Raw genomic sequence first — 12,302 nt, forward strand, 5'->3', positions numbered from 1 at the left:
TATTGTCTTAAGATTTCTTTCCCTAAGCTCAGAAGGTACTCCGGCTGACCTTCTCTCAGAGATTGGCAAAATTCAGTCCTGCCAATTAGTTAGTTTCTGAACCTAAATTATTCCAGCAAACTCAACAGTCTATTTGAAAACACTCTTTTGGGTAGAACGGATTAAGCAGCTGGGAATAAAGGAGGTTGATCGGGTATGATCGTATCTCACGAGGAATTTTGAGAATATGACGCGCCAAAAAGGGAGAAGAATGAAAGCTCTGTATCACCGAAAGCTGTTTTTCGTCATATTTTCATTGCGAAGAGAAGTCTCCTTTATCGAGAGAAGTATCAGGATTCCATGATTCTCAGATTATCAGATTGGTTTTGAGAGTTGATTTATTCTTTGAACAAAAAAACTCTATTGAAAGGAGCCGGCAATTGTCTCCGAAATGTAGAGTCTCGGAGCAGAAAACCATTGACGGGCTTCTCGCGTTTTTTTGCTCTATAGTCTTCCGTGATTATTTACATTCAAGATCTGTCGCAGGTATCATGAAGCACATCACTTGCGCAACAAGTACGCCTTAATTGCTCTCGCAGAACGCTTTCCTGCTCCCATGGCTTCTATAACGGTAGCGGAACCGGTCACGATGTCTCCGCCGGCGTAGATGCCTTCATCGACTTTGCCGCTGGCTTCATCGGCATCGATACTGCCCCATCTATTCAGTCTCACCTCTGGGAAACCGGCTTTCAGAATGGCGTTTGGAGTCTGCCCGATCGCTTCGATGACCATATCCACTTCCATGATGAATTCCGATCCCTCAATTTGTATCGGCCTTCTTCTCCCCGAATCATCCGGTTCACCCAAAGTCATCTTAACGCACTTCATTCCAGTGACGTTGTTGTTTATGTCCCCTACGTACTCAACGGGAAGGGTCAGCCAGTGAAACACTATCCCCTCTTCAACGGCATGGTGGTACTCTTCTATTCTTGCAGGCATCTCTTCTTCGCTTCTCCTGTAGACCACATGAACTTCTTTGGCTCCAAGTCTTTTGGCCGTCCTTGCCGCATCCATTGTGACATTTCCTGCCCCTATCACTGCTACCCTGTCCTTTATCTTGACAGGCGTGTCGTACCTTGGAAAGAGATAGGCTTTCATAAGGTTGGTCCTCGTGAGGTATTCGGAAGAGGAGAATATGTTGTTGTGATTCGATCCCGGTATTCCCATGAATCTAGGAGCGCCCGCCCCGATACCAATGAAAACTGCATCATATTCGTTTTTGATCTCTTCGAATGGAATCGTTCGGCCTACAATCTGACTGAAACGGAATTCAACTCCCAGGCCCTTCACAAATTCAACTTCCTTTGCAACGATCTCTTTGGGAAGCCTGAACTCGGGGATACCATAAACAAGCACACCTCCCGCAGTATGGAAGGCTTCGAAGACCGTAACCGAAAAACCCTCTTTCGCGAGATCGGCTGCGACCGTTAAACCGGCCGGACCTGCACCGATGACGGCAACTCTTTTGTTTACGGACGGTTTTACGGCAGTTTCGAGAGAAATATTCTGGTCTGCAACGAATCTCTCCAGTCTCCCGATTGCAACGGGCTCACTGCCCGGGATCTTGCCCACAACGCAAACTGCTTCGCACTGCTTCTCCTGAGGGCAGACTCTTCCGCAGATTGCTGGGAGGTTGTTGGCATCTTTCAAAATCTTTGTGCTCTTCTCGATGTTACCCTCTCTCAGTGCTTTGATAAAGCCGGGAATGTCTATTCCAACGGGGCAGCCGCTAACACAGGGTTTGTGCTTGCACTGGAGACATCTGTTTGCCTCTGCAATTGCCTCCTCTTTGGTGTAGCCAAGGGCAACCTCCTCGAAGTTGTTGACTCTCTCTAGAGGATCTAATTCTCTCATCTTAACTTTGAATTTCTCAGGCATTCATCTCACCCGATTCACGTATGTACTCCTCAAGAGCAATCTGCTCCTCTTCTCGGTACTGATACTGCCTCTTGATGAGCTCGTCCCAGTTAACCAACCTGCCGTCAAATTCCGGTCCGTGAACACAGGCAAACTTCATCTCGCCCCCCACTTCTGCTCTGCAGGCTCCGCACATTCCCGTCCCATCTACCATGATCGGATTGAGTGAGACCCAGCATCGTATGTCATTCTGGGAGGCTAGAAGCGAGACAAACTTCATCATTACCATGGGCCCTATTGCCCAGATTGAAGCTGGTGGGTGATCCTTGATAACTTCCTTAAGAGGATTTGTTACCGTTCCTTTTGAACCAAGGGAACCGTCGTCGGTCGTGATGTACAGCCTGTCAAGAAATGGTCTGAATTCATTCAGCATTATAAGCTGCTCCTTCTTTGCAGCACCCAGTATTCCTATAACCTCATTTCCTGCCTCTTTCAGTGCCCTGGTAATAGGAAACAACGGTGCAATGCCAACACCACCGCCCACTACACAGACCGTTCCAAGCTTTTCTATCTCGCTGGGATTTCCTAGCGGGCCTACGATATCCGCAACTGACTCGCCCTCGCTCAAAGAGCATAGCTTGTAGGTACTCTTGCCCACGGCCTTCACAATAACTCTTACCCTTCCTTTATCGGTTGACGCAATTGTGAGAGGAATTCTCTCACCGTATTCGTCTATCCTTACTATCAGGAACTGGCCGGGCTTTGCGTATTTATAGATCTCGGGATGAGAAAGCCAGATATCAAAGGTATCCGGCGAAATTCGCTCTTTCGAGAGTACTGTGAACATTCAATCACCTCAATAGAATAATATCAGAATACAAACTACATTGCCGAAAGCCTTGAAGCTGGCCGCATATCCAAGGCGGAGAAACAATGTGATCAAGAACTGGCGTTGCGCTTAAGAGTGCTGCAAATACGAGTTTCCGCGGTATCTAATGTTAGAATAATTTAAACTAGTAAAGATTCCAAGACAGGCTTGTCTACTGAGCCCGACTTGCTCTAGTAAGAGTTTGCTTCTATGAAATCGTGAGCCATGAATGCATGTGTGTGTACTCGGCTTATTATAGATCTTTTGAGAACCCCAACCCCGTAAATAAACCCTACGATGTCCGCTTTTGCCGGACGATCAAGATTGGAGGAGATTATGGAAAAAGATCCAAAGAAAGAGAAAATGACCACGGCAGCTGGAGCGCCCGTAGGCGACAATCAGAACTCAATGACTGCCGGTCCGAGAGGCCCGATGTTGCTGCAAGATGTCTGGTATCTTGAGAAGTTGGCCCATTTCGACAGAGAGGTTATTCCGGAAAGAAGAATGCATGCGAAAGGCTCTGGAGCCTTTGGAACGTTTACCGTGACCCACGACATTACAAAGTATACCAAAGCCAAGCTCTTCTCAGAGATAGGCAAGAAGACCGATATGTTTGTCAGGTTCTCCACGGTAGCCGGAGAGAGAGGCGCTGCCGATGCCGAAAGGGATATAAGAGGTTTCGCAATGAAATATTATACAGAGGAAGGCAACTGGGATTTAGTCGGCAATAACACGCCAGTCTTCTTCTTGAGGGACCCTCTCAAGTTCCCCGATCTGAATCATGCTATTAAACGTGATCCGAAGACCAACATGAGGAGCGCGAAGAATAACTGGGATTTCTGGTCTTCACTTCCCGAAGCTCTTCATCAGGTAACAATAACAATGAGCGATCGCGGGATTCCCTTTTCGTATAGACACATGAACGGCTACGGAAGCCATACTTACAGCATGATAAACGCCAACAATGAAAGGATATGGGTGAAGTTCCACTTCAAGACGCAACAAGGAATCAAGAATCTCACCGATGCCGAAGCGGAAGCCATAGTCGCGAAAGATCGGGAGAGCCACCAGCGCGATCTCTTCGAGAGCATAGAGAGAGGCGACTTTCCAAGATGGACCATGTATATTCAGGTTATGACGCTGGAACAGGCCGATAAAATGCCCTACAATCCCTTTGACTTGACAAAGGTCTGGTACAAAGGAGAGTTCCCGCTCACCGAGGTTGGGTACTTCGAGCTGAACAAGAACCCTGAAAACTACTATCTTGATGTCGAACAGGCTGCCTTCAATCCGGCAAGTATTGTTCCCGGAATAGGTTTCTCTCCAGACAAAATGCTTCAGGGAAGGCTCTTCTCCTACGGTGACGCCCAGCGTTACAGGCTCGGGGTTAACCATCATCAGATTCCAGTTAACAGGCCACGGTTCCCATTCAATAGTTATCATCGCGACGGACAGATGAGAGTAGATGATAATGCAGGAAGCACGATAGGCTATGAACCCAATAGTTACGGAGCATGGGCTGAACAACCTGAATACAAAGAACCCCCTCTAGAGCTAAAGGGTGCCGCCGATAACTGGAACTTCAGAGAAGATGACGATGATTACTACACCCAGCCTGGAAAGCTTTTCAATCTTATGACTCCAGAGCAGCAGCAAGTTCTTTTTGAGAACACAGCAAGGAACATGGGAGACTCGCCAAAAGAAATCAAGATTAGACATATTGGAAACTGCCTGAAAGCCGATCCCACTTATGGAGCGGGGCTTGCGAAGGCTCTGGGAATTTCGCTGGACGAAGTTGGGAAGTAGCCAAATATTTAGCAGCAAGAAAGGTAACTTGTGAGACTTAAACAAGTTTTGCTGGTAATCGCAGGATCGGGTTCCCTTTTTCTTGGCGTAACCGGAATAGTACTTCCATTGCTGCCTACAACTCCGTTTCTCTTGTTGGCAGCGTTTTGTAATCTGAGAAGCTCAGAGAAGCTGTACCAATGGTTGATCGGCCACAAGCTATTCGGTGCGTATATCTACAGCTATCTCCATTTCCGAGCCGTAAGGAGGAGAGCAAGAAATCTTGCACTTGCGTTGGTGTGCTCCACTCTTACCTTGACAATGATGCTGATATCAAATGCTGTTGTCACGGCAATTCTTATCGGAGTTGGCACTGCCGTTTCTGTTCATCTTAAGTTGAAAACATTGACGAGTGAGATGCTTGGGGAAGTCAGGAAGGGCCTGAAGAATCCAGATACGATCAATAAAGACACTACCTCGAATAGCGGCAATACTCAATCACGATCACAATAGTCCCGATCTCCCGCCATCAAGATGAACTCTCGCAGCTCCAGAAAGGGAAAAGATGATATCCGGCTTATTCATCTCCTGATCTTGAAGCTCGCTGTATGAGTTGCTTAATCTTTGGAATCACGAATTTCTTCAAGGCTTCTTCCTGTCTTGACTGAATTGGGCTCGGTCGACGTTGGGTTTCTTCTTGCATCGGCTTCTCTATCGTTCATCTTGACCAGAAGCCACCGCGCATTCTCCGCTTTTCCCGTTCGGACGAGCGCGTAGCCACCCTTAAGCTTCTCTCCTTCGAGCCAAATTGTGATATGACCATCTTCGATTTGTTTTGTGAGTGGGTTCGATTCAGGGTCTTCCTTCAGATTTCTGTAGCTTCCTCGGTCCCATAGAAGGACCGTGCCGCCGCCGTACTCTCCTTCGGGGATATTTCCTTCGAAATCGCCGTACTCGAGGGGATGGTCTTCCGTGGGAACGGCCAGCCTTTTTTCAGAGGGGTCGGTTGACGGACCTTTGGGAACGGCCCACGACTTCAGAACTCCGTCTACTTCGATTCGAAAGTCATAATGAAGAGTCGATGCGGCGTGTTTCTGAACAACAAACACCGGTCTATCTCTTGCCCATTCAAGAGAGGCCTCTTTACCGTCGGGCTCCGGCGTTTTGTTGAAGTCTCTCTTCATTTCGTACTTATTCAGTTTCCTGTCGCCCTCGTCCACAGTCTACCTCCTGATCTGTTTGTCAGCCGGAGAGTTCAACAATCAATTCTCTCAAGAGTATTCCTGTTTCATATGAATTATATCAACCGACGGCCGAGAGCTTTCGAAGCACAAGAGAGCACAGCATGAAACTATCTCGAGGAAGATTTCTCATCAAGAAACTCAGGGAACAAGATCCTTGATTTTACCCTCGTCTTTCAGTTTTCGGGCTAGATAGATGAATGGAGTGTCTAGAACTGCAACGACCCACTTTAGAATGTAAGTGGACCAGAATATCTGCCACCACACATCGGTCGAAAAAACTCCTAGAAAGGCTAACGAAGTAAAAACCGCCGTATCGATCAGCTGCGATACCATCGTGCTTGCGTTATTTCTGAGCCAGATGTGCTTCCTGTCAGGAAACCTCTTCTTCCAGAAATCATATGCCCAGACATCATGTAACTGAGAACACCAGTAGGCTGCCAGACTTGCCAGAGCAATTCTGGGGAGAAGGCCGAATATTGCTGAGAGATGCTCCTGAGAGAAATCAGAGTGATGAGGCTCGAAGGCAAGAGCGATTTGCATTATCACGGTAGTCGATATCAGAGAGAAAAAACCGATGTAAACTGCTCTCTTGGCCTCCTTCTTTCCATGATTCTCAGAAAGAATATCCGTAGCCAGAAATGACGTCGCATAAACGATGTTTCCCAGAGTCGCGGCCATCCAGAAAAGCGAAACCGTCTTTATTACCTGCACATTGGCAATTATCGCAGCTATGGCTACCCAGACGTACAGTCCCGTCTTTCCCCACAACCTGTAAGCAACTGTGATCAAACTGAAGTTCGCTACAAGCATCAAGAACCACAATAGTTCGTTCATCTGTACCTCCATTCCGAATCCTTCACAATCAGCATCAAGAAACCGGCAAAGTTCTGTCATCGGAAGACCGGATATTGCCCCCCCTCTCGCATTTTATCGCATAAAGACTTTCAGAACCACTCTCGCGTATCATAATATTGTCTTACTGATAGAACAGGCAACCAGAAGCGAAATCACATGGATTTTACCTGAAAGGGATAAAATTGTTATTTTCCATGAAGTCGAGGAGATAGTCGAAAAAACTGCAAGAACGACGAAAATATCTTCGGTTACGACATCCGGGCACATCAAATACTGACGGTGGTCTAACTCAACTCGCTTATCCTCGCCGAAAAACTTAATGCAGATCGCTCTGTAGTAGAAATTACAGCGTTAATTCACGACTGCGCAGATAGCAACCTTTACAGGGACCAGCATATACACGGTGCAGTCGAAGCGGATTGAGTTGCAAGTGCCGATGCGAGTGCCCATATTGTTGGTCTGCCCTCTTTGTTCCGTCTAGCATATGTCAACTACTTTCGATTAGGCTGGCGGATGGATTTCGGGAAAGACCGAAAGAAGCTGGCAGAAGCTCTGCTCCGAAGCAGAAAGACTGATCTTTGATGACCACATCGCGGCGAAAAAAGTTCTCAACCGCCTCTGAAGCGATCTTTCCCAAGTCCAGTCTCTGTATTTTGGCGCAGGAGATCAATCATAGTTCATATTTTCCGAAGATCTCGGTTCCTCGGCAATCCCTTCAATTTCGGGAAGCCTTTCGCGTGTCTCGGTAAGAGCTTCGATCTCCCTGACTTTCGGAAGCAGCCTGCTTTCAAAGGAACCCACTCCATCATTGTAGGCACTGACGGCGTTCTTTAGGTGGCCCTGCAGTCTGTTGTAATGAGCGAAGAAAACACCGAATCTATTATAGAGTTCTTTCGAGGCTTGAACAAGCCTCTCAGCGTTTTCGGTAAGGCTGTACTGCTGCCACCCATAGGCTACAGACTTCAACAGCGCAACGAGATTCACCGGAGAAGCAATAAGGACCTTCTTCGCAATAGCATATTCAAAGAGTTCCGGGTCAGTTAGAAAAGCCGCATTTATTGCAGACTCCACCGGGACAAACATTACCACAAAATCGGCATTTCTGTTGAACGATTCAGAGTATTTCTTGCTGGCGAGTCTATTCACTGTCTCTCGAACATTCCTTGCGTAGACGTTCATGAACTGGCTTCTCGACGACTCGTCTTCTTCTTCCAATGCGGCAAGATAACTGTCGAGTGGAACTTTGGCGTCTACCGGTATGTAAGCCTCGTTAGGTAGTTTTACAATAAGATCCGGCCTGCCGCTGTCAATCGATTCCTGTTCCACAAAATCAACATGTTCGGTCATGCCGCTGAGCTCAACTATTCTACGAAGCTCAATCTCACCCCATCTTCCACGAGTTGATCTATTTCTCAAGGCGCCCTTCAAATCCGCAACGCCCTGCCTAAGATCGGTGTTTGCTGTCGTAAGAGTCCTCAGTTGTTCTTCAAGAGCTTTGTATGCTCCTTCTCTCTTAGATTCCAATTCCCTCACATTTCTTTCCAGCTTTTCCAGGTTGTCTTTCACCGGACTCACGAGACTCTCGAAATCCCTTTTCTGACTGCCCCAATCTTCTTTCTGCAGCTTGAGCAATCCCGAGAACTTGTCGTTTGCCTGTCGAATGAAGTTTTCGGTACTGGAATTGAGAACATCAGATGATATCGCTTTGAAGGTCTCTTCAAGCTCCTCTTTAGCAGAAGTTAGCCATTCCAGTTTTTCATCCCTCTCTGCGACATCTCTCTCCAGGTCCTTTTCTTTGAGCTGGAGTTCCTGATTCCTCCTGATACTCTGAGAAAGTCTTCTGACAGATGCAATTGCGAAGAGAAAGGAAATCAGAGTGACGACCGACATTATTATCAGCGCTGTCAACATCCTGAACCCTCCATCCGTAAATAGACAGCTTTACAGCCGTCAAAATGAAAAATCGGAATAAATGAATACCATCGGTATTATACCAACTTGTCTTTGAAATTGCACTTTGTAAAGGTTCCCTGAGCACATTTGGTCGTGTATTGAGTACCTATTCTTTGATTTTCGCGTTAAGCAAACGATCTTCTCGGCGATTCCGGATCGCCATCGGACACTCTTCAAGAATCAATGAGCTTACCTAGATACGAACATCCTTGCCAGTTCGACGGCTCCGGCACTGTCGGGAGAATAACCGTCCGCTCCAATTTCCTCAGCATAAGCTTGACTCACGGGCGCCCCACCTATGAGCACCTTTACTTCTTCTCGAATGCCGGCCTTTTTCAGTTCTTCAATCACTCTGGGCATATTGAGCATTGTGGTCGTTAACAGGGCGGAAATAACAAGAATATCCGGCTTCGCACCTTTGGCTGCCTCAACGAACTCTTCGGGCTTCACATCGACGCCAAGGTCGATTATTTCGAAGCCCGCTCCCTTAAGCATCATACACACTAGGTTTTTTCCAATGTCATGGAGGTCACCCTCGATAGTCCCGGCAATCACTTTGCCGATCTTCTTGACCCCTCCGCTGACAAGAAGAGGTTCAATAAGGTCCATACATTGGTTCATCGCCTTTGCAGCAACAAGAACTTCGGGAACGAAATACTCGCCCTCTCTGAATAGCCTGCCGACTTCATCCATCCCCGGGATAAGTGCGCTATCCAGAATTTCCTTTGCGCTGAGGCCTTCCGCTAGAGCCTCTTCAGTGGCAGCTTTTGCCTGAGCAGGCATTGTTTCGATGATCGCGTTCGTTATCTTCTCCAGGGTTCCCATCTTCGACCTCCCCCACATTTATTTGCGGTGCAGACAGACAGCTGATTTCTTAAGATACATCAAGAAAGCTAGCGCCTGTTTTCACCGAATAGTCTATCTATAACCTTCTTCACTGTTGTAATGCCTTCTATCCTGTATCCTTCGCTTCCCGTAAAGGCAAAGCCATTTTCCAGATCTCCCTTGCAGGCATTCATGAGCGCCTCTGCAATGCAGTATGGCGCTTCTTTGTAATTGCATGTCTTTATGCACTGAAATGAGCATTTAAACGGCTTTTTCTTTCCCTGCTCAACATCGTCCAGAAACTTGTTTTTTATTGCTCTGCCCGGCATTCCCACAGGACTCTTGATAATGGTTATATCCTCCCGACAAGCATTCACGAATGCCTGCTTGAACCTGTAGTCTGCATCGCATTCTTCCGTGGCCACAAAGGCCGTCCCCACTTGAACTGCTGAGGCCCCGAGCTTGAAGACTTTTTCGACATCATCTCTATCGAATATCCCTCCTGCAGCTATCACCGGGATGTTTTTTCCAGTATCACGTTTCACCTGATCTACAAACCTTCTGATCTCAGGTACCGTCTTTTCGAGAGAACTCTCTTCAGAAAAGACCTCCTCGACTCTGTATCCGAGGTGGCCGCCCGCCTTAGGTCCCTCCACAACGAAGCCGTCGGGGACGTATCTGTACCTGCCAAACCATCTCTTGAATATTACGGTCGCTGACTTCAGAGATGAGACCACTGGAATTATAGCCGTTTCCGATCCATCATAGAGATAAGAGGGAAGATCAAGAGGCAGTCCCGCGCCGGAGATGATCACGTCTATCTTCTCCTTCACGGCCGTTTCCACCATCTCTGCGTAGTTTGTGAGGGCTACCATAATGTTTACTCCCAAAACCCCTTTTGTCTTCTCCCTTGCCCTTCTTATGGTATTCTTGAGGCCATCTATGCTTGCCTGCCTGAAGTTCTTTCTGTAACCGTCAACCGTCATACCGATACCTGCCGTTCCAATAACCCCTATTCCACCTTCAGAAGCGACGGTAGCGGCCAGGTTGTCCAGAGAAATCCCTACGGCCATTCCTCCTTGAATAAGGGGAAGCGATGTCTCATGATTCTTTATCTTGAAGATTTCTATGTCGTCACATCCTCTCGATGCCTAAAGTGTGCATAATTCATAATAACCTAATTTGATGACCAAACTATTCTACTTCGAAAAGAATTCGATTAAGTCGTATGCTGACGATTCACATTTGTATCAACAGTATCCTCATTCTCATGAAAGATCGCAGAGAAACTTGTGAATCTCCACCATCGCCAGTGTATCCATCTTGCAGTACTCCAGCATATCTCTTCTTATTCTCTCTACCTCGGGCTCTCTGTAATTTCCCAGAGCCATATTCACGAAAACATACCTGGCATCGTCACCGTTATGGATGAACAGTCCCTCATAACCAATCCCTTCCACAAGTGCAGGAAGAAGCCTTTTGATCGAGAAGCTCCCACCGAGGTCGGGATGATATATATGGTCTTTCACAAGCAGTTCCGAATCTACAAATATCTCCGAGAAGGAGACGAGCTGCTCTGAAAGCTCTGGATAATCTCTGTATCTATTGGACAGCCATCTCAGAATATTTCTCTCAACGGAAGCATGGTGCGCCATGAGTGTTGTACAGTCCTTGAGGTCCTCAACCAGCCTTTCGGCGAGCAGGAGGCTTTCATCTCTCGAAGGATTGCCGAAGAGAAACTCCCTGTGTTCCAGGGCGCCCGAGGCCTCCCTTCTAATGTGCAGTGAATATTGATACGGGATCCCCTCGTAGGGAGCCAGGCCATCATACAGGGGAATAACTGAAGCTGCAGTCTCGAAATCGAGATAACCTATCGGATACTCCATACTATTCAGCTTTTCTCGAAGCTCTTCGGGTTCGTCAACCACTATCCCTCCTGTCTTAGCTCCACGAAAGACCCTTTGCAGAAGGGGTTTGTCGCCAAGTATCTCTCGCGGAAGCTCTTCTAGATAGAAGTATCCCTTTTCGATCAAAGCATCTGTCTTATCGGCACCCAATCTGGGAAGCTCAAAGATACTGAGTCTCCTGTCCAGACCGAAGCATCTTCGAAGATGCTCGCAGTCTCTGCATTTGTACCCCAATGAGCCGGAAGGGATCAATGTTGAAGTCAAGATAACTGATGCAAGTTCGAGTTTGGCCGTTATCTCGATTTTCTGCTCCGAGACCTCATCCGTTACGTCTATGATCTCAAAGAGCTTCCTGTCATCGTCACCCTTGCGATACATTCTAGAGACCATGATCAAACATGCTTTCTTGACTCTGTAACCCGAGCTTTCTATAACTGAAACTGTGTAAGAGAGATCTCTTATGTAGTCCTTTGTGTTCGATGAACCTGCAAGGCTGGATTTGACCTCGAAGACATCCAGTCCATCTGCCCCTTTTCTCAAAACGTCCGCCCTTGAGACGAAATCGCCGCTAATGAAAGCGGGTTCAAACAGTGTTACGGACTGCCTGTCTCCGATAATCCGCTCGGTTGCGAAGGAGGCCTCAAAGGGATCCAGTTCCTCTATCAGAATACCTTCAGGAAATAGACTCCTCGCCCTTCTGCCGACATCTAGACCCTCTTTCATCCTGAAATCTTCTGCGATTGTCGGCGTGAAATCCCGAGGTTCATTCCTCTCGATCCATCCCCTTACAGGGCAGTAATCGTACTCGAGAAACATCTTCTTAGTAATAAGTCTCAACTAGCTTCACCTCGAGTCTTGAAGAGTGTTGAATGCCTGAACTCAGATAACGTCTCATGATGATTATAACAGTACCGACAGGTCCGATTTTCAGGCCTTGTTTCGAGCCTTTATTTCTTCCGCAACTGCAGG

At 47.3% G+C, this 12,302-nt stretch carries 10 protein-coding genes; 2 read left to right on the forward strand and 8 right to left on the reverse strand.

What is annotated here, in order from left to right; genetic code table 11:
- Window positions 1-540 precede the first annotated feature (540 nt).
- Both gltA and B3K91_RS11520 read right to left on the reverse strand, forming a co-directional pair.
- Window positions 541-1,917 carry an NADPH-dependent glutamate synthase gene (gene gltA, locus B3K91_RS11515; protein ID WP_292589995.1) on the reverse strand — a complete coding sequence of 459 codons (1,377 nt, stop codon included), beginning with the start codon at window positions 1,915-1,917 and terminating at the stop codon, window positions 541-543.
- Window positions 1,910-2,743 (reverse strand): sulfide/dihydroorotate dehydrogenase-like FAD/NAD-binding protein, encoded by an 834-nt coding sequence (locus tag B3K91_RS11520; protein ID WP_214061487.1) that lies wholly within the window; start codon window positions 2,741-2,743, stop codon window positions 1,910-1,912. The genes gltA and B3K91_RS11520 overlap by 8 nt, the downstream gene beginning before the upstream one ends.
- Before the next feature lie 357 nt (window positions 2,744-3,100).
- Between B3K91_RS11520 and B3K91_RS11525 the strand changes: the two genes are divergently transcribed.
- Together B3K91_RS11525 and B3K91_RS11530 are read left to right on the forward strand one after the other, a co-directional pair.
- Window positions 3,101-4,570 carry a catalase gene (locus B3K91_RS11525; protein ID WP_292589994.1) on the forward strand — a complete coding sequence of 490 codons (1,470 nt, stop codon included), beginning with the start codon at window positions 3,101-3,103 and terminating at the stop codon, window positions 4,568-4,570.
- Window positions 4,571-4,600: 30 nt separating this feature from the next.
- Complete coding sequence (locus B3K91_RS11530; protein WP_214060542.1) at window positions 4,601-5,062, forward strand: YbaN family protein; 462 nt, start codon at window positions 4,601-4,603, stop codon at window positions 5,060-5,062.
- A gap of 104 nt (window positions 5,063-5,166) precedes the next feature.
- Here B3K91_RS11530 and B3K91_RS11535 read toward each other — a convergent pair whose 3' ends face one another.
- The 6 genes from B3K91_RS11535 to B3K91_RS11560 form a co-directional block, all read right to left on the reverse strand.
- Window positions 5,167-5,769 (reverse strand): DNA polymerase ligase N-terminal domain-containing protein, encoded by a 603-nt coding sequence (locus B3K91_RS11535; RefSeq protein WP_292595221.1) that lies wholly within the window; start codon window positions 5,767-5,769, stop codon window positions 5,167-5,169.
- A 162-nt stretch (window positions 5,770-5,931) separates the two neighbouring features.
- Window positions 5,932-6,627: a queuosine precursor transporter gene (locus B3K91_RS11540; RefSeq protein ID WP_292592018.1), complete on the reverse strand. Its 696-nt coding sequence runs from the start codon at window positions 6,625-6,627 to the stop codon at window positions 5,932-5,934.
- A 687-nt stretch (window positions 6,628-7,314) separates the two neighbouring features.
- Window positions 7,315-8,559 carry a DNA recombination protein RmuC gene (gene rmuC / locus B3K91_RS11545; RefSeq protein ID WP_214059701.1) on the reverse strand — a complete coding sequence of 415 codons (1,245 nt, stop codon included), beginning with the start codon at window positions 8,557-8,559 and terminating at the stop codon, window positions 7,315-7,317.
- A 231-nt stretch (window positions 8,560-8,790) separates the two neighbouring features.
- Window positions 8,791-9,426 (reverse strand): corrinoid protein, encoded by a 636-nt coding sequence (locus B3K91_RS11550; RefSeq protein WP_214059702.1) that lies wholly within the window; start codon window positions 9,424-9,426, stop codon window positions 8,791-8,793.
- Between the two features lie 68 nt (window positions 9,427-9,494).
- A complete protein-coding gene (locus B3K91_RS11555) occupies window positions 9,495-10,556 on the reverse strand; it encodes an NAD(P)H-dependent flavin oxidoreductase (RefSeq protein ID WP_414674170.1) in 1,062 nt (353 codons plus the stop codon).
- Between the two features lie 138 nt (window positions 10,557-10,694).
- Complete coding sequence (locus B3K91_RS11560) at window positions 10,695-12,170, reverse strand: DUF2779 domain-containing protein (protein ID WP_292595223.1); 1,476 nt, start codon at window positions 12,168-12,170, stop codon at window positions 10,695-10,697.
- Between the last annotated feature and the right edge of the window lie 132 nt (window positions 12,171-12,302).

The organism is Mesotoga sp. UBA5847 (genome assembly GCF_002432735.1).
In the GTDB taxonomy this organism is placed as follows: Bacteria; Thermotogota; Thermotogae; order Petrotogales; family Kosmotogaceae; genus Mesotoga.